Source organism: Caldimonas sp. (assembly GCF_046289365.1).
Taxonomy (GTDB): Bacteria; Pseudomonadota; Gammaproteobacteria; order Burkholderiales; family Burkholderiaceae_C; genus Caldimonas.
In genome coordinates this window covers 1-17,595 of record NZ_JBKBVU010000024.1, presented here as the reverse complement: position 1 = coordinate 17,595, position 17,595 = coordinate 1, and the positions used below count along the sequence as shown (strand labels likewise).

General features: G+C 68.7%; 17 protein-coding genes and 1 pseudogene. 10 read left to right on the top strand and 8 right to left on the bottom strand.

Annotation, left to right across the window (positions count from 1 at the left end; all coding sequences use genetic code 11):
- The first annotated feature begins 176 nt into the window (after window positions 1–176).
- On the top strand, window positions 177–335 hold the full coding sequence (gene hemP, locus ACK42S_RS04440; protein WP_409703889.1) for a hemin uptake protein HemP: 159 nt from the start codon (window positions 177–179) through the stop codon (window positions 333–335).
- A 91-nt stretch (window positions 336–426) separates the two neighbouring features.
- Here the strand turns inward: hemP and ACK42S_RS04435 are convergent, their stop codons facing one another.
- Window positions 427–834 (bottom strand): GlcG/HbpS family heme-binding protein, encoded by a 408-nt coding sequence (locus ACK42S_RS04435; protein WP_409703887.1) that lies wholly within the window; start codon window positions 832–834, stop codon window positions 427–429.
- 167 nt (window positions 835–1,001) lie between these two features.
- Between ACK42S_RS04435 and ACK42S_RS04430 the strand changes: the two genes are divergently transcribed.
- The gene (locus tag ACK42S_RS04430; RefSeq protein ID WP_409703885.1) at window positions 1,002–1,694 is read left to right on the top strand and encodes a Bax inhibitor-1/YccA family protein; all 693 of its coding nucleotides are present in this window, start codon (window positions 1,002–1,004) and stop codon (window positions 1,692–1,694) included.
- 103 nt (window positions 1,695–1,797) lie between these two features.
- Here the strand turns inward: ACK42S_RS04430 and rlmD are convergent, their stop codons facing one another.
- From rlmD to surE, 5 genes are read right to left on the bottom strand one after another with little or no spacing between them, the layout of a single operon-like run.
- The gene (gene rlmD / locus ACK42S_RS04425; protein WP_409703883.1) at window positions 1,798–3,153 is read right to left on the bottom strand and encodes a 23S rRNA (uracil(1939)-C(5))-methyltransferase RlmD; all 1,356 of its coding nucleotides are present in this window, start codon (window positions 3,151–3,153) and stop codon (window positions 1,798–1,800) included.
- A 39-nt stretch (window positions 3,154–3,192) separates the two neighbouring features.
- On the bottom strand, window positions 3,193–4,203 hold the full coding sequence (gene rpoS, locus ACK42S_RS04420) for an RNA polymerase sigma factor RpoS (protein ID WP_409703881.1): 1,011 nt from the start codon (window positions 4,201–4,203) through the stop codon (window positions 3,193–3,195).
- Window positions 4,204–4,232: 29 nt separating this feature from the next.
- Window positions 4,233–5,147 (bottom strand): peptidoglycan DD-metalloendopeptidase family protein, encoded by a 915-nt coding sequence (locus tag ACK42S_RS04415; protein WP_409703879.1) that lies wholly within the window; start codon window positions 5,145–5,147, stop codon window positions 4,233–4,235.
- An 18-nt stretch (window positions 5,148–5,165) separates the two neighbouring features.
- Window positions 5,166–5,966, bottom strand: coding sequence for a protein-L-isoaspartate(D-aspartate) O-methyltransferase (locus tag ACK42S_RS04410; RefSeq protein WP_409703877.1), 801 nt, complete (start codon window positions 5,964–5,966; stop codon window positions 5,166–5,168).
- On the bottom strand, window positions 5,963–6,715 hold the full coding sequence (gene surE / locus ACK42S_RS04405; RefSeq protein ID WP_409703875.1) for a 5'/3'-nucleotidase SurE: 753 nt from the start codon (window positions 6,713–6,715) through the stop codon (window positions 5,963–5,965). The genes ACK42S_RS04410 and surE overlap by 4 nt, the downstream gene beginning before the upstream one ends.
- A gap of 95 nt (window positions 6,716–6,810) precedes the next feature.
- Between surE and ACK42S_RS04400 the strand changes: the two genes are divergently transcribed.
- From ACK42S_RS04400 to trmB, 3 genes are all read left to right on the top strand, one after another.
- Window positions 6,811–7,791: an NADPH:quinone oxidoreductase family protein gene (locus ACK42S_RS04400; RefSeq protein WP_409703873.1), complete on the top strand. Its 981-nt coding sequence runs from the start codon at window positions 6,811–6,813 to the stop codon at window positions 7,789–7,791.
- A gap of 78 nt (window positions 7,792–7,869) precedes the next feature.
- A complete protein-coding gene (locus tag ACK42S_RS04395; RefSeq protein WP_409703871.1) occupies window positions 7,870–8,538 on the top strand; it encodes a response regulator in 669 nt (222 codons plus the stop codon).
- 31 nt (window positions 8,539–8,569) lie between these two features.
- Window positions 8,570–9,292, top strand: coding sequence for a tRNA (guanosine(46)-N7)-methyltransferase TrmB (trmB, locus tag ACK42S_RS04390; RefSeq protein WP_409703869.1), 723 nt, complete (start codon window positions 8,570–8,572; stop codon window positions 9,290–9,292).
- Between the two features lie 23 nt (window positions 9,293–9,315).
- Here trmB and ACK42S_RS04385 read toward each other — a convergent pair whose 3' ends face one another.
- Window positions 9,316–10,149 carry an undecaprenyl-diphosphate phosphatase gene (locus ACK42S_RS04385; RefSeq protein WP_409703867.1) on the bottom strand — a complete coding sequence of 278 codons (834 nt, stop codon included), beginning with the start codon at window positions 10,147–10,149 and terminating at the stop codon, window positions 9,316–9,318.
- Between the two features lie 147 nt (window positions 10,150–10,296).
- On the opposite strand from ACK42S_RS04385, the gene ACK42S_RS04380 reads away from it, so the two are divergent.
- The 5 genes from ACK42S_RS04380 to ACK42S_RS04360 are packed head-to-tail and all read left to right on the top strand — an operon-like array spanning window position 10,297 to window position 17,428.
- Window positions 10,297–10,965: a TetR/AcrR family transcriptional regulator gene (locus ACK42S_RS04380; RefSeq protein ID WP_409703865.1), complete on the top strand. Its 669-nt coding sequence runs from the start codon at window positions 10,297–10,299 to the stop codon at window positions 10,963–10,965.
- Between the two features lie 14 nt (window positions 10,966–10,979).
- The gene (locus ACK42S_RS04375; protein ID WP_409703863.1) at window positions 10,980–12,131 is read left to right on the top strand and encodes an efflux RND transporter periplasmic adaptor subunit; all 1,152 of its coding nucleotides are present in this window, start codon (window positions 10,980–10,982) and stop codon (window positions 12,129–12,131) included.
- A 13-nt stretch (window positions 12,132–12,144) separates the two neighbouring features.
- On the top strand, window positions 12,145–15,336 hold the full coding sequence (locus tag ACK42S_RS04370; protein WP_409703861.1) for an efflux RND transporter permease subunit: 3,192 nt from the start codon (window positions 12,145–12,147) through the stop codon (window positions 15,334–15,336).
- 42 nt (window positions 15,337–15,378) lie between these two features.
- Complete coding sequence (locus tag ACK42S_RS04365) at window positions 15,379–16,044, top strand: protein-L-isoaspartate O-methyltransferase family protein (protein WP_409703859.1); 666 nt, start codon at window positions 15,379–15,381, stop codon at window positions 16,042–16,044.
- Between the two features lie 25 nt (window positions 16,045–16,069).
- A complete protein-coding gene (locus tag ACK42S_RS04360) occupies window positions 16,070–17,428 on the top strand; it encodes a TolC family outer membrane protein (RefSeq protein ID WP_409703857.1) in 1,359 nt (452 codons plus the stop codon).
- Here the strand turns inward: ACK42S_RS04360 and ACK42S_RS04355 are convergent.
- Window positions 17,406–17,595 (bottom strand): annotated as a pseudogene (locus ACK42S_RS04355) (3-deoxy-D-manno-octulosonic acid transferase); the annotation flags it as partial. The gene ACK42S_RS04360 and the pseudogene ACK42S_RS04355 sit on opposite strands and share 23 nt — an antisense overlap.

Below are 17,595 nucleotides of genomic sequence, written 5' to 3'. Positions count from 1 at the left end.
TGCTGAGCCTGCTCGTCGTGGTCGCAGCCGCCTGGTGGGCCCTTTCCTGCTGAATCTCTGGAACCTTCGCTGCCTCCGCCCGTTCACCCCGCTTTGCAGTGCAGGATGACAGTCCAAGAACAAAGGCCCGTGAGATGAAACCGACCCTGAGTCTGCCTCGCCCGTCGACCGCACGCATGCCCTGCCCTCCTCAGGAGCCCGAGGCCCCGGGCCAGGAGGTCACTTTGCCCAGCAGCCGCCTGCTCCAGGGGCGCAAGTCGGTCCAGATCGAGCACAACGGCGCGCTCTATCAACTGCGTGCCACCAAGTTCGGCAAACTCATCCTGACCAAATAGGTGCCTGCCCTTCGTCGGGCTCCAATGCGGCCCCGATGCGGGCGACGTGCCGGTGCGGCAACGCCCGGCATCGTCCGCCGGGCGCCTCGTGTCAGCCCATCAGAGCAGCGATGCCGGCCCGGGCGACCTGGGCGTCCTCGATGGACTTCACGCCGCTCACCCCCACAGCCCCGACGCACTGCCCTTCCACCATGATGGGCACACCCCCCTCGAGCAGGCCGTGCAGGGTGGGGGCGCTCAGGAACGAGGTGCGCCCCTGGTTGATGATGTCCTCGTACACCTTGCTCTCGCGCCGCCCGAGCGCGGCTGTGTGGGCCTTGGCCGGCGCAATGTGGGCCGAGATCGGCGCTGCGCCATCCAGACGCTGCAGCCACAGCAGGTGCCCGCCGTCGTCCACGATGGCGATCGACACCGCCCACTGATGGGCCAGGGCCTCGGCCTCGGCGGCCTGTGCGATCTTCTTCACGTCCTCGAGCGTCAGTTGGTACTTCTGTTGCATGGATGGTCCTTGGGAGTCAGTCCAGCGGTCCGCGACCGCCCAGGCGCAAGCCTACCCCAGAGTCGGGGCTGCTCCCAGCAGGGAACTAGAATCGTTCGGGACGGTCCCAAGACAGGCGCACCCGCGCGGTGCGCTGTGACCCCCTGGACCCAGAGAGGAGCTGCTCGATGAACGAAAGCCTGCATGCCGCCTACACCGGCTCGACCGTCCTGGTCGAACAGCGCAACCGCGTGTTGCGCAACACCTACTGGCTGCTTGCGCTGTCGATGGTCCCCACGGTGCTGGGGGCGTGGATCGGCGTGGCGACCGGTTTCAGCTTCTTCGCCGGCAGCCCCTTCGTCGGCTTGCTGGTCTTCCTGGCCGTGGCCTTCGGCTTCTTCTTCGCGATCGAGAAGTTCAAGAACTCCGGCGTGGGCGTGGCCTTGCTGCTGGGCTTCACCTTCTTCATGGGCCTGATGCTGTCGCGCCTGATCGGTGCGGTGCTGGGCCTGTCCAATGGGGCCCAGTTGATCATGACCGCCTTTGGCGGCACTGCCTTGGTGTTCTTCGGCATGGCGAGCCTGGCCACGACGATCAAGCGCGACCTGTCGGGCATGGGCAAGTGGCTGATGGTCGGCCTGGTCCTGCTCATTGTGGCGAGCGTGGCCAACATCTGGCTGCAGATGCCTGCGCTGATGCTCACGATCTCGTCGATCGCGGTGCTGCTGTTCTCGGCCTACCTGCTGTATGACCTCAAGCGCATCGTCGATGGCGGCGAAACCAACTACGTGACGGCCACGCTGTCCATCTACATCAACGTCTACATGGTGTTCCAGAACCTGCTGGCCCTGTTGGGCGTGCTGGGCGGCGAACGCGATTGACAGACCGGCTGCGCCCTTGGGGCGCGGTGTGTGAGCGACACGACGACGGGGCCTCTTGCGGCCCCGTCGGCTTTTCCGGGATGTGCTTCGTGGAGGTGCGCGGTCAGTCCCGCTCGAACACCGCCATGCTCTCGACGTGGGCGGTGTGGGGGAACATGTTGACCACGCCGGCGCTGGTACAGCGGTAGCCGGCCTGATGCACCAGCAGCCCGGCATCGCGGGCCAGCGTGGCGGAGTTGCACGAGACGTACACGATGCGCCGGGGAGGTTGAAAGTCCGGTGCCGTCTGCGGGCGCTGGTGCCAGTCGGCCAGGGCCTTGCACAGCGCGAACGCGCCTTCCCGGGGGGGATCGACCAGCCACTTCTGCGCCGACCCGTAGCGTGGGAGATCGGTCACCTCGAGTTCGAACAGATTGCGCGCCTCGAAGCGGACGCGACCGTCCAGGCCGTTGTGGACCGCGTTCTCGCGCGAGCGCTGCACCAGGGTTTCGCTGCCTTCGATGCCGAGCACCTCGCGTGCATGGCGTGCCAGCGGCAGCGTGAAATTGCCCAGGCCGCAGAACCAGTCGATGACCCGCTCATGCGGCTGGACGTCCAGCAGGCGCACCGCCCGGCCCACCAGCACGCGGTTGATGTGGTGGTTGACCTGGGTGAAGTCGGTGGGCCGAAACGGCATGTCGACACCGAACTCCGGCAGTCGGTAAGCCAGGGGCCTGTCGGCGGGGTCCAGCAGATGGACGCTGTCGGGCCCCTTGGGTTGCAACCACCACTGGACGCCATGCACATGCGCGAAGTCCCGCAGCCGGGCCAGGTCATGCGCGTCCAGGGGTTCGAGATGGCGTAGCACCAGCGCGGTGACGGTGTGCTGCGCCGCATCACCCACGGCGACCTCGATCTGCGGCAGACGGTCGCGGGCCCGCATCCCGGCAATCAGTTCGCGCAGCGGGATCAGCAGGGCGCTGACGTGCGGCGGCAGGATCTCGCACTGGCGCATGTCGGCCACGTAGCTGGACTTGCGCTCATGGAAGCCCACGAGCACCCCTCCCTTCTTGGGCACATGACGCACCGACAGGCGGGCCCGGTAGCGGTAGCCCCAGGAGGGGCCTTCAATCGGCCGCAGCACCTGTTGCGGCCGCACCTTGCCCAGGTGCCACAGGTTGTCCTCCAGCACCCGCTGCTTGACGGCCACCTGGGCTGCCACATGGAAGTGCTGCATCTTGCAGCCTCCGCAGGTGCCGAAATGGGGACAGCGCGGCTTCACGCGCTGGGAACTCTGGCGGCGCCAAGCCGTGACGGTGGCCTGTTCCCACTGGTTCTTGCGGCGCAGGACCTGGACCTGCACCTCCTCGCCCGGCAAGGCACCTTCGACGAACACCACCTTGCCCTGCGCATCGTGCGCCACGCCCTGCGCCTCGAGATCGAGCGACTCGATGCGCAGCCATTCATTGACTTCACTCATGGCCCGGATTATCCCGCGGTCGCCGCCCGGGCCGGACCGTCAGAAGATGGAGTCGCGGTCCACGCCCTGTCGGATCATGCGGCGCTTGAGCTTGACCAGCGCCTCCTGCTGGATCTGCCGGATGCGCTCGCGTGTGAGGCCCAGACGCTCGGCCAGCACTTCCAGGGTCTCGGGCTCGCGGTCGCGCAACCCGTAACGGCCGGCCAGCACCTCGCGTTCACGCTCGCTCAGATCCTCCAGCCAGGTTTCGAGCAACTGCTCGACCTCGTTGTGCAGCGCCAGGCCCATCGGGTCGGTGGCCTGCTCGTCGGCAACCATGTCGATCATCGACTCCGACGCATCGCGTTCCAGCGGGGCATCGAGCGAGGTCGGGGTCTCGGCGAACTTCAGCAGCTCGGCCACTTCCTGCACGGGCCGGCCCAGCAGCGCGGCGACGTCCTCCACCCGGGCGGGGCGATCGCCGTCGGCCAGCCGATCCTGGCGCGACTCGATCTGGCGGCGCGCCTTGAGCACCTGGTTGAGGTCACGCACCACGTGCACCGGCAAGCGCACCAGGCGGGCCTGGTGCATGATCGCGCGCTCGATGCTCTGGCGGATCCACCACGACGCATAGGTGGAAAAGCGAAATCCCCGCTCCGGCTCGAACTTGCCGATGGCGTGCATCAGTCCGAGGTTGCCCTCTTCGATCAGGTCCGTCATCGGCAGGCCGCGCCCCAGGTAGTTCTTCGCGATGCTCACCACCAGGCGCAGGTTGTGCTCGATCATCGCTTGTCGGGCCTGGAAATCGCCTTCGCGGGCCCGGGTGGCGGTGGCGAACTCCTCCTCCGGGGTCAGCAGCGGGGTGCGGCGGATCTCGCGCAGGTAGGTCTGCAAGGTGTTGCCCACCTCGGGCTCGCCGGCATCGAACTCGCGATCGGCAGGGCCTTCGGCCAGCGGCAAGACCTCGTCGGCCAGCTCAGGAACGATCGGTGCGTCCTCCCCGTCCGCCGCGGCCTGCCCCTCGCGCCCAGGTTCGGCATGTCCGTTGGGTTCGACACGCTTCCTGGTCATGGGGGCTCTCCGGCGGCCGTGGCGCGTCTTCAGCGTGGCGGCAAATAGCGAGCCGGGTCGACCGGCTTGCCTTCCTTGCGGATCTCGAAGTGGAGCTTCACCCGGTCGGCATCGGTGGAGCCCATCTCGGCGATCTTCTGACCGCGCCGCACGGTCTGGTCCTCCTTGACGAGCAGGGCCTGATTGTGGGCATAGGCCGTGAGGTAGCTGTTGCTGTGCTTGACGATCACGAGGTTGCCGTAGCCACGAAGGCCCGAGCCGGCATAGACCACTTTGCCGTCGGCGGCGGCAAAGATCGGGTCTCCGGGTTTGCCCGCGATGCCCAGGCCCTTGTTGCGTGCCTCGTCGAAGCCGGCGATGACCGAGCCGGCGGCCGGCCAGGTCCAGTGGATGTCGTCCACCTCGCGTGCCTGGCCCGGCGCCGCCGGTGCCGCGGCGGGCGGCTGCGCCGGGGTGGCGGGAGCCGGGGCCGCCGCCGGCGACGTCGCGCTGGCCGGGGCCGATCCGGCGGGGGCCGGGGCACGCGCATCGAGCGGACGCGACTCGACCCGTGCGACGCTGATGGGCTTGGGGGCGGCGACCGTGGCATCGGCCGCCGGCGGCACCACGCGCAGCACCTGGCCGACCTCGAGAACGTTGGGGTTCTCGAGGTTGTTCCATTGCATGATGTCGCGCCAGCTCTGGCCGGTCTCCAGGCCCACGCGGATCAGGGTGTCGCCGGGCTTGACGGTGTAATAGCCCGGCTGGCCGGCGTTGGGGTGGGCCGCAGGCGCGGCGGGCCCGGCATTGCTGTTGGAGGCCGTCACCGCGCCGACAGACCCTGTGAGATTGCGCTCCTCGACCGGGGCTCGATGCCGGGGCGAGGCGCAGGCGGACAGCAGCAGCGCCACCCCCACGCACACGCTCAGGAACCTCCACGAACGGCCTGCGGGACGGAAACTCATGACTTCCTTTTCGAGTGCTCAGGTCGTGCCTGATTTTAAGGGGACAAAGTGGACGGCCTCGTGCTCGGTGCGCACGTAGCGCCCGTCGCGATGCTCGATCAGCACGAGGATCTGGCCGCCTGAAGGCGTGACCATCGGGGCGACCAGACGTCCGCCCGGGGCCAGTTGGTCGAGCCAGGCCTGAGGCAGGTGCGCCCCCCCGGCGGCAGCGATGATGCCGTCGTAGGGGGCGTTCGGGGCATGCCCGAGCATCCCGTCACCATACACCAAGCGCAAGTTGTGACGCCTCAAGGGGGCCAGAAGTTCACGGGCCTTGTCATGCAGGGGCCGCAAGCGCTCCACCGAAACGACCTGACGCGCCACCAGGCTCAGCACCGCCGCCTGGTAGCCGCAGCCGGTGCCAATCTCGAGCACCCGGCCGAGGGCCGCCGGCGCTCGCCCGCCGGACATCAGCTCGATCATGCGCGCCACCACCGAGGGCTTGGAGATGGTCTGCTGCAGCCCGATTGGCAGGCTGGTGTCCTCGTAGGCCTGGTTGGCCAGGGCCGAATCGACGAACCGGTGGCGCGGCACCTGCAGCATGGCCGCCAGCACGTGCTCGTCGCGCACACCCTGGGCCCGCAGGCGTTCGACCATGCGACGGCGCACCAGGTCGGAGTCCAGGCCCAGCCCTGCCGGGGTCGCCTGGCGGCGCTGGTCTTGCGCCGCGGCCTGCACGGGCCCTTGGGGGCGCAGCAGACCGTCGGCCGCACGGGGCGCGGGGGCCTTGTCACGGGTCAGCCGGTCCAGGCTGAGCGGGAAATGGCGTGCCCGCCTCATCCGCCCTCCGCCAGCCACCGGCGCCACGCCGGCGCCGCCGCGTGGTCTGTCAGATCAAACTGCAAGGGCGTGATCGAGACTCGACCTTGTGCAATGGCATGGAAGTCTGTGCCTTCGCCAGCCTCGCGCGCATCGCCGGCCGGACCGATCCAGTAGATCGGCTCACCGCGGGGGTTGGCCTGCCGGATCACACCCGCACTGGCATGGCGCCGCCCGAGACGGCAGATCTCGCGGCCCGTGAGCGCTTCGTAGGGGCGGTTGGGAATGTTCACGCTCAGCAGATAAGGCCCCGGAGTCAGCGGGCGCGTCAGGGCCTGCTGCACCAGCTCTCGGGCCACGCGGGCGGCCGTGCCGAGGTGATGCCAACCCTTGTCGACCAGGGAGAAGGCGATGGCCGGGATGCCGAACAGATAGCCTTCCATCGCCGCGGCCACGGTGCCGGAGTACAGCGTGTCCTCGCCCAAGTTCGCCCCGTTGTTGATGCCCGAGACGACCAGGTCCGGCCGGTGCGCAAGGATGCCAGTGAGCGCGACGTGCACGCAGTCCGAGGGGGTGCCGTTGACCACGTGATAGCCCTGGGAGGACGTGAACACACTCAGCGGGCGGTGGATCGTCAGAGCATTCGACGTGGCGCTGGCGTTCTGCTCGGGCGCGACCACGTCGACCTCGCCCAGGTCCCGGCAGGCCTCGACCAGAGCCTGCAGGCCGGGGGCGAGATAGCCATCGTCGTTGGCAATCAGGATGCGCATGGCAAGGATTGTAGGGACACGTCGCCTCGGTGACGCGACCGGCGCGCGGACGTGCTTATGATGGCCGCGCCCCGGTTCATCGAAGGAGACACGACATGCATGCCTGGATCTGCGACAACCCCATCGGCCCGCAGGCCCTCACCTGGAAGGAAGTGCCCACGCCCGAGCCGAAGAAGGGGGAGGTGCGGGTGGCCATCCGCGCGGCCAGCCTGAACTTCCCGGACCTGCTGATCGTGCAGAACAAGTACCAGATGAAGCCGCCCCTGCCTTTCGTGCCGGGGTCGGAGTTTTCCGGCGTGGTGGACGCCGTGGGTGAGGGCGTGACGCACCTGAAGCCCGGCGATGCCGTGGCCGCCTTTGGCGGGCTGGGCGGCTTCGGCACCCATGCCACGGTGCCGGCTTCTCTGATCCTGCCGCTGCCGTCGGGCTTCAGCTTCCCCGATGCCGCTGCCTTCCTGTGCACCTACGGCACCAGCCACCACGCCCTGATGGACCGCGCCGCGCTGCGACCCGGCGAGACGGTGCTGGTGCTGGGCGCCGCCGGGGGCGTAGGTACGGCAGCCATCCAGATCGCCAAGGCTGCGGGTGCCCGCGTGATCGCAGCGGCGTCGTCGGACGAAAAATGCGCGCTGTGCCGCGAGATCGGCGCCGACGCCACGATCAACTACGGCACCGCCAACCTGCGCGAGGAAATCAAGGCCCTGACCGGGGGCCAAGGGCCCGACGTGGTCTACGACCCGGTGGGGGGTGACCTGGCCGAACCGGTCTTCCGCTCCATCGGCTGGCGCGGACGCTACCTGGTGATCGGCTTTGCGCAAGGGACCATCCCGTCGCTGCCGCTGAACCTGGCGCTGCTGAAGGGGGCGTCCATCGTGGGCGTGTTCTGGGGTGAGTTTGCGCGCCGCGAGCCCGAGCGCAACGCCCGGGCGCTGGCCGAGCTGGCCGCCTGGTATGCGCAGGGCAGGATCCGCCCCGTGATCGAGCACCAGTTGGCCATGACCGAACTGCCCCGCGCCTTCGAGCTGATGGCCTCAAGGCAGGTGCGGGGCAAGCTCGTGCTGACCAACCCGGCCTGACCCTCCATTCCGAGGGTGGGGCCCGGCCGCGGCCTGGGCTACCATGGCGCCCGTCCTTTCGCCTCGTTTGCGCGCGCCATGGCCATCCCTGTGCTGATCGTCGAAGACAACCCGATGACCCGGGGCTTCCTGGCCCGGGTGGTGCGCGACAGCTTCAGCGATCCGCTGGACATCCGCGAGGCAGGCGACCTGCACGGCGCGCGCCGTGTCCTGTCGCAGGAGGGGGCACAGGTTGGCCTGGTGCTGCTCAACCTCGAGCTGCCCGACGGCAGCGGCCTGGACCTGCTGGGCGAGATCGCCGAGCATCCGGCCCTCAAGGTGGTGACCACGCTCTATGCGGATGACGAGCACCTCTTCCCTGCCCTGCAGCATGGCGCTGATGGTTATCTCCTCAAGGAAGACCGCTTCGAGGTGCTGGTGGAGGAACTGCAGCGCATCGTGCGCGGCCAGCCGCCGCTGTCACCGGCGATCGCGCGGCGGCTGCTCACGCACTTCCGCGAAACCGGCTTCAGCAGTTCCCAGTTCGGGGATTCCGGCCGCACCCCGCTGGACGTCGCCCAGCCAGTGCCCGAGGGCGAACGCCTGACGCCGCGCGAGAATGAGGTGCTCACCTATCTCAGCAAGGGGTTCACGGTCAAGGAGATCGCCGGGTTGCTGGGCATCCGCTGGTTCTCGGTGAACGACCACGTCAAGTCGATCTACCGCAAGCTCAAGCTCAGCACCCAGCCGAGGGCCGGCACCGCCTGAGCCCGGGCCCGGCCCTTAGAATGCCGGCCCGATGAATGCCTCCAGCCCCTGCCCTCCGCCCGAAATCGCCGACGACGCCCCACCGGTCCTGCGTCGCGGGGTGCGCAGCTACGTCAAGCGCGGCGGACGCACCACCGAGGCCCAGGCCCGCGCCTTCGCAACCTGGGGGCCCCGCTTTTTGCTGCCTTACCGGCCCGAACCGCTGGACCTGGCCGCCACGTTCGGACGGGACGCGCCGACCGTGCTGGAAATCGGCTTCGGCATGGGCGAGGCCACGGCCCAGATCGCCCAAACCCTGCCCGACACGAACTTCCTCGGCTGCGAGGTGCACGAGCCCGGCGTGGGCGCGCTGCTCAAGCGCATCGGCGAGCGAGGGCTGAGCAATGTACGCATCGTCCAGCACGACGCCGTGGACGTGCTGCGGCACATGATCGCCCCGAGCAGCCTGGCCGGCGTGCATGTCTTTTTCCCCGACCCCTGGCACAAGAAACGCCATCACAAGCGCCGGCTCATCCAACCGCCGCTGGTGGCCCTGCTGGCCTCGCGGCTGGCCGCCGGCGGCTATGTGCATTGCGCCACCGACTGGCAGCCCTATGCCGAGCAGATGCTGGAGGTCCTGTGCGCCGAACCGGCCTTGCGCAACACCGCCGCCGGCTACGCCGCTCGCCCAAGCTACCGCCCGCTGACCAAATTCGAGCAACGCGGCCTGCGCCTGGGACATGGCGTATGGGACCTGGTGTTCACGCGCCTCTGACAGCGCCCCTGCCCCTGCGCCGCTCAGGCCCGCCAGTCCACCCAGCCGGCCCAGGCGGTACCCAGCACGAGCAGGCCGAAAGCGATTCGGTACCAGGCAAAGACCACGAAGCTGTGACGTGCGACGAAGTGCAGCAGCCAGCGCACGCACAGCCAGGCCGACAGCCACGCCACCGCCAGCCCCACCGCGAACCAGGGCAGATCGAAGGCCGACAGCAGATGCCGGTGGCGCGCGAGGTCGTAGACGGCAGCTCCCACGATCATCGGGATGGCGAGGAAGAAGCTGAACTCCGTGGCCGCCTTGCGCGACAGGCCCAGCAGCATGCCGCCGATGATCGTGGCCCCGGAGCGGCTGGTGCCGGGGATGAGCGCCAGGCACTGCACCAGCCCGACCTGGAGGGCATCGCGCCAGCCCACCTCGTCGGCCTCATGGATGCGCACGTGCCGGCCGTCGCGCTGCCAGCGCTCGGCCCACAGGATGACGAACCCGCCCACGATGAAGCCCAGGGCCACGACGATCGGGTTGAACAGCACCCCCTTGATGAGGTCGGCAAAGAGCACCCCCATCGTCGCGGCTGGCGCAAAACCCAGCAGTATGTTCACGACGAACCGGCGTGCGCTCGGCTCGCCCCGGGGCAGGCCCAGGGCCACCTCGCGCAGCTTGACGGCATAGACCGACAACACGGCCAGGATCGCGCCAACCTGGATCGCAACCTCGAAGACCTTGACCTTCTCTCCGGTCCAACCCAGCAGCGATCCGGCAAGGATGAGATGACCGGTGGAGGAAATGGGCAGGAACTCCGTGAGTCCTTCGACGAGGCCCATCAGGGCGGCCTTCCACAGCAGCTCGAACTCCAAGACCGACCCCTTCCCTTGAACCCTCCATCGGACAGCCCGGCATCATAGCGGTGTCGGGCGGACGCACGGACAGTCAGCGCGACGCCGCCGGCTTGACCCACCTGCGCCGGGGGGCTACATTACTGACTCGAGAGTCAGTATTTCGCCATGCCCACATCCACCCCCGCGGTCCGCCCCCCTGCCGAGCCGACCCGCAAGCGCCGCAAGGAAGCCCGCCCCCAGGAGCTCCTGGACGCGGCCCTCGAGGTCTTCGTCGAGCGGGGCTTTGCGGCCAGCAAGATGGAAGATGTCGCCAGCCGCGCGGGTGTGTCCAAAGGCACCGTCTACCTCTACTTCCCCAGCAAGGAGGAGCTGCTCAAGGCCGTGATCCGCCACAACCTGTCGCTGACGATCGCGCAAGGCGGCGACCTGGCGGCGCAGTTCCCCGGCCCGACCGACGAGTTGCTGCGTGTGCTGGCGATGAGCTGGTGGGAGCGGGTCGGGGAGACACAGGCCTCGGGCATCTTCAAGCTCATCATCACCGAGGTGCGCAACTTCCCGGAGTTTGCTCAGTTTTATGCCGCCGAGGTGATCGAGCCGGGACGACGGTTGCTCAAGGCCCTGCTGCAACGTGGCATCGATCGCGGCGAGTTCCGTCCGGTGCCGCTGGAGGACACGGTCCACGCGCTGATCTTCCCGATGCTCATGCTGTGCCTGCACAAGCATTCCGTCGGTGCCTGCTCCGGTGACATGGCCACGCAGGATCCGCGGGCCTTCATCCTCAACCACATCGACCTGATGCTGCACGGCCTGTGCCGCACCGGGACGTCGTCTTGATCCGGCACCTTTCGATGAACCGCTTCATTCGACGCACTCTGCCCTGGCTGATCTTGGGCCTGCTGCTGCTCGGCCTGGTCCTGGGCGTGATCCGCGCGGTCAAGGCGCGCCAGTCGCTCGCGCAGACGGCCCCCGCCTCGGCCGCCGTGTCGCTGGTGGAGCTGGCGCCATCCGACCTGGTGGAGGTGCAACGCCGTGAACTGAGCCGCAGCGTGGCGATATCCGGAGGACTCAAGGCGGTGCGGACCGCCCAGGTCAAGGCCAAGGTCGCCGGCGAGTTGCGCGAGCTGACGGTGCGCGAGGGCGAGGCGGTGCGTGCCGGCCAAATCCTGGGGCGGATCGATCCCACCGAGTACGCCGCCCGCCTGCGACAGGCACAGGAACAGGCCGCGTCCGCGCTGGCCCAGGCCGAGATCGCCGAACGCACGCTGGCGAACAACCGTGCGCTGGTGGACCAGGGCTTCATCTCGCGCTATGCGCTGGAGACATCGATCTCGAACGCAGCCGCAGCCCGAGCCGCCGTGCAGCAGGCGCAGGCCGGCGTGGATCTGGCGCGCAAGGCGCTGGACGACACGGTGCTGCGTGCGCCGATCGCCGGCCAGGTGTCGGTGCGTGCCGTCCAGCCGGGCGAGCGTGTCGGCGTGGATGCCCGCATCGTCGAGATCGTCGACCTCTCGCGCCTGGAGCTGGAAGCCGCCGTGCGCGCGGAGGAGGTCGTCGGGCTGAGCCCGGGTGCGCACGCTCTCCTGCGTGTGGACGGCCTCGACGAGACCCTGGACGCCACGGTGGTGCGCATCAACCCCAGCACCCAACCCGGCACCCGCGCGGTGCCGGTCTACCTGGCCGTGCAGGCCCATCCCGCCCTGCGACAGGGCCTGTTTGCCACCGGCCAGATCGAACTCATGCGTCGACAGGCGCTGGCCGTGCCCGAATCGGTGCTGCGCCGTGACCAGGCACGGCCCTATGTGTTGGTGCTGCGCGACGACCGGATCGAGCTGCGCGAGGTGGTCGTCGGCGAGTCGGGGCAGTCTGCCACCGGCGAGCCGATCGTGGAGATCCGTGCCGGCCTGGCCGAGGGCGAGCGCGTGCTGGCCGGCTCGGTCGGTGCTGTGCGCAACGGCGTGCGCGCACGGGTGACCGCCGCGGCGCCAGCCCCGCAACGCTGAGGCGCCGACCCGCATGTGGTTCACCCGCGTCTCGATCGGCAACCCGGTGATGGCCACGATGGTCATGCTGGCCTTCGTCGTGCTGGGCCTGTTCTCATACCAGCGGCTCAAGGTCGACCAGTTCCCCGATATCGAGTTCCCCATCGTGGTGGTCCAGGTCGACTATCCCGGCGCCTCACCCGAGATCGTCGAGACCGAGGTGACGCGCAAGGTCGAGGAGGCCGTCAACTCGATCGCCGGCATCAAGAAGCTGTACTCGCGCTCCTATGACAGCCGCTCGGTGGTGATCATCGAGTTCAACCTCGACGTGGACGACCGCCGTGCCGCCGACGACGTGCGCGAAAAAATCTCGATCCTGCGCCCTTCCCTGCGCGACGAGGTCGAGGAACCGCGGGTACTGCGCTTCGACCCTTCGGGCCGGCCGGTCTACATCCTCGCCCTGACCTCGCCGGACGGCTCGCGCAACGCGCTGGAGCTGAGCACCTACGCCGACCAGACGCTCAAGAAACGCCTGGAGAACGTGCCGGGAGTGGGCTCGGTCTCGCTGGTGGGGGAGGTCCGCCGCGAGATCAATGTCTACCTGCGACCTCAGGCGATGGAGGCGCTGGGAGTCACGGTGGAGCAGGTCGTCAATGCCGTGCGCACCGAGAACCGCGACCTGCCCGCCGGCGCCCTGCGCTCGCGTGAGTCCGAGCGCGTGGTCCAGATCCATGCCCGCATCCAGCGCCCCGAGGACTTCGCCCGGATCATCGTGGCACGGCGCGGCCCCGGCGGCAGCGTGCCGGTGACCTTGGGCCAGGTGGCCGAGATCGTCGACGGCCCGCAGGAGATCGAGACGCTGGCGCTGTACAACGGGCAGCGCACCCTGGCGCTCACCGTGCTCAAGGCCCAGGGGCAGAACACCATCGAGGTGGTCGACGGACTGAACCGCGTGGTGGAGGAGCTGCGCGGCGAGCTGCCCCGGGGCATGGCCCTGGAGGTCGTCAGCGACAGCTCGCGGCCCATCCGAGTGGCGGTGAAGAACGTGCGCCAGACGCTGATCGAGGGCGCGGTGCTCACGGTGGCCATCGTCTTCCTCTTTCTGAATTCCTGGCGCTCCACCGTCATCACCGGCCTGACGCTGCCCATCGCGCTGATCGGCACCTTCGGCGTGATGCATGCCTTCGGCTTCTCGATCAACATGGTCACGCTGATGGCGCTGAGCCTTTGCGTGGGTCTGCTAATCGACGACGCCATCGTCGTGCGCGAGAACATCGTGCGCCACATGCAGATGGGCAAGGGCCCGCGGGAGGCGGCGCTGGACGGCACCAACGAGATCGGCCTGGCCGTGCTGGCCACCACCTTGTCCATCGTGGCCGTGTTCCTGCCCATCGGCTTCATGGGCGGCATCATCGGCAAGTTCTTCCACGAGTTCGGCATCACGATGGTCGCGGCCGTGATGATCTCGATGTTCGTGAGTTTCACGCTCGACCCGATGCTCTCCAGCGTGTGGCACGACCCGGCGGTGATGCCCCGCAGCGATGGGCGCAAGAGCCTGTACGACCGCACGCTGGGCCGGCTGACGGGAGCGGTGGATCGTTTCTCCCACGGTCTGGGTGAGGCCTACCAGCACATCCTGGCCTGGTCGCTGCGGCACAAGGCGGCCACGATGGGCATCGCCGTCGCCAGCCTGGTGGCGAGCTTCGCCCTGGTGCCGCTGCTGGGCACCGAGTTCGTGCCCAGGGCCGACTTCGGTGAAACCAATGTGAGCTTCTACACGCCCGCAGGCTCTTCGCTGGAGGCCACCGAGGCCAAGGTGCGGCAGGTCGATGCCATCTTGCGCGAGTTCCCCGAGGTGCGCTACACGGTGGCCACGATCAACACCGGATCGGCCCCCGACAAGAACCAGGCCAGCCTCTACGTAAAGCTGGTCGAGCGCGATCAGCGCGAACGCAATGTCGATCAGATGTCGATCCCGCTGCGCGAGCGTCTGGCGGCAGTGCCCGGCATCACCGTCACCCAGGTGGGGCTGCTCGATGCGGTCGGCGGGCAAAAGCCCATCTCACTGTCGCTGCAGGGCAATGACCTGCAAGAGCTGCAGCGCCAAACGCAAGCTCTGCTCGAACGCCTGCGCACCATCCCCGGCCTGGTGGACCTGGACACCAGCATGAAGCCCAACAAGCCCACGGTGGATGTGCAGGTGCACCGGGAGGCCGCCTCCGACCTGGGCCTGAGCGTGGGGGCGATCACCGCCAGCTTGCGGGCCCTGGTGGCCGGCCAGACGGTGGGCAACTGGCGTGCCGAGGACGACGAGAGCTACGACGTGAAGGTGCGACTGGCGCCGCAGGCGCGTCAGCAGGCCGAGGATCTGGCGGCCCTGGGCCTGGCCGTGGGCCAGAACGCCGACGGCAGCGCACGCATCGTGCGGTTGTCGCAGGTGGCCGATCTCGTGCCCTCGGTCGGAGCGAGCCAGATCAACCGGCGCGACCTGCGCCGCGAGGTCGAGATCACCGCGAACGTGTCGGGACGCTCACTGGGCGAGGTGTCGGCCGACATCCGCCGCGCCATCGAGGGTCTCTCGCTGCCGGCAGGCTACCGGATCAGCTTCGGCGGCTCCACGCGCGACATGCAGGAATCGTTCGCCTACGCGCTGTCGGCGCTGGGACTGGCCGTGATCTTCATCTACATGATCCTGGCCTCGCAGTTCAAGAGCTTCGTGCAGCCCATCGCGCTGATGTCCTCGCTGCCGCTCACGCTCATCGGCGTGGTGCTCATCTTGCTGGTGTTCGGCTCGACGCTGAACATGTTCTCGATCATCGGCGTGATCATGCTGATGGGCCTGGTGACCAAGAACGCGATCCTGCTGGTGGACTTCGCCAACCGGGCCCGCGAGGGCCATGGCGCCGAGGGGCTGGACGGCCGCCCGCTCGGCCGCGAAGACGCCCTGATGATGGCCGCGCGCGTGCGCCTGCGCCCCATCCTGATGACCACGCTGGCCATGGTCTTCGGGATGGTGCCGCTGGCCTTCGCCCTGTCCGAAGGAGCCGAGCAGCGCGCACCGATGGGCCAGGCGGTCATCGGCGGCGTGGTCACCTCCTCATTGCTGACGCTGGTCGTCGTGCCGGTCATCTACTGCTACCTCGACGACCTGGCCGCCTGGATCCGGCGCAAGCTCGGCCGGCCCAGCCTGCCCGCCGGGGCGGACGCCTCTGCGGTGCCGAAATAAAATCCGGATCTTCCCCAGCATCGTCCCGGCAAGGACCCGTCCATGAACATCGAACAAGCCCGCTTCAACATGATCGAGCAGCAGATCCGCCCCTGGGAGGTGCTGGATCCGTCGGTGCTGTCACTGCTGTCGGTGGTGCGCCGCGAGGACTTCGTGCCTGCGGCATACCGGTCCCTGGCCTTCGTCGACATGGAAATCCCTCTGCTGGAGGGCGGCGCCCGGGGCATGTGCATGCTGCAGCCCAAGGTCGAGGCCCGGCTGCTGCAGGAGCTGGCGATCGGCAAGCACGAGAAGGTGCTGGAGATCGGCGCCGGCTCGGGCCACATGGCCGCCTTGCTGGCTCACAAGGCCCAGCGCGTGCTGACGCTGGAGATCCATCCCGAACTGGCCCGCATGGCGGCCGACAACCTGCGCCGCGCCGCCATCCACAATGCCGAAGTGCGCCATGCCGACGGCTCCAAGCTCACGCTGGCCGAGGGGCCCTTCGATGCCATCCTGGCTTCGGGTTCGGTGGCCCAGGTGCCGCAACAACTGCTGTCGCAGCTCAAGATCGGCGGACGGCTCGCCGCCATCGTCGGCCAGGAACCGGTGATGCGCGCGGTCATCGTCACCCGCACCGGTGAACACGAGTTCCACAGCGTCGAGATCTTCGACACCGTGGCCCCGCGCCTGCAAGGCTTCGACGAGCCCTCCCGGTTCAGCTTCTGACCCTCCGCAACGACAAGGACCCTCCATGCCCCTGCGCCCGACCTGCGTGGCCGCCGCCACGGCACGCCGCCTGTCCCGACTGCGCCCGTTCGTGCTCGGGCTGAGCCTGCTGTGGACCATGGGGGCCGGTGCCCAGAGCCTGGTGGAGGTATACGAAGCCGCCCGGCAATACGATGCCACCTACCTGGCGGCCCGCGCCCAGGCCGAATCGGCCGAGTTCCGCGCCGCGCAGGCCGGTGCGCTGCGGCTGCCCACCGTGGGCGTGGGAGCGTCGAGCACGCGCACCGAGAGCGATCCGCCCCAGGGCCCGGATCTCTCGGGCACGGCCCATCAGCTCGCTCTGCAGGCACGCCAGCCTCTGTTCAACCGCAGCAATGGGGTGAGCATCGACCAGGCCGACAAAGCGCTGGAGATCTCGCGCGCCGAGCTGGCCAATGCGGAACAGGACCTGATCGTGCGGGTGGCCCAGGCCTATTTCAACGTGCTGGCGGCTCAGGACGCCCTCAACACCGCGCGGGCCAACAAGACGGCGATCGCCGAGCAACTGGCCTCGGCGCGACGTAACTTCGAGGTCGGCACGGCCACGATCACCGACACCCGTGAAGCCCAGGCCCGCTTCGACCTGGCCGGCGCCCAGGAACTGGCAGCCGAAAACGAACTGCGCACCCGCCAGCTTGCGCTGGACCAGCTCGTGGGCCGCAGCGGCGTGACGCCGCAGCCGCTGGCCACGCCGGTTGCCCTGCCCACGCTGACCCCGGCCGACCCCGAGGCCTGGGTGGCGCTTGCGCTGGAATCCCCCAACGTCCGGCGGGCGGCCCTGGCCTACGAGATCGCCCGGCTGGAGACCGACAAGGCTCGCGCCGGGCATCTGCCCACGGTGGACCTGGTGGGCACGCTGGCGCGCAATCGCAACAGCGGCTCGCTCTTTGAAGCCCAGCGCACCGCCGGCAACAGCAACACCGCCAGCGTGGGCGTGCAGCTCAACCTGCCGCTGTTCGCAGGCTTTGCAGTCCAGAACCGCGTGAAGGAGACGCTTTCGCTGGAGGAAAAGTCCCGCAACGACCTGGAGGCGGCACGGCGCAGCGCCTCGCTGGGCACCCGCCAGGCCTACCTGGGCGTGCAGTCGCTGCAGGCCCAGGTGCGGGCGCTGGAAGCGGCGGAAGCCTCCTCCAAGCTGGCACTGGAGGCCACACAGACGGGCTACCGCGTCGGTGTGCGGGTCAACCTGGACGTGCTCAACGCCCAGACCCAGCTCTTCTCGACCCAACGGGACCTGGCCCGTGCACGCTACGACGTGCTGGTGGGCAGCCTGCGGCTGCGCCAGGCCGCTGGCGTGCTTTCCCCCGAGGATCTGGGGGCCATCAACGGTCTGCTGGCGCGCTGAGCGGCATCGCAGGCGGCAGCAGGTCGAGCACGCGCTCGGCCATGCGCTTGGCGGCACCTCGATGCGCGGCGGCAAAGCGGCTGGCCCGCACCGCCATCGCATCTCGCTGTGCGCCGGAAATCGCCAGGGCCGCCGCCCTGGCCACGCCCTGTGCCAGGGTCTCGACA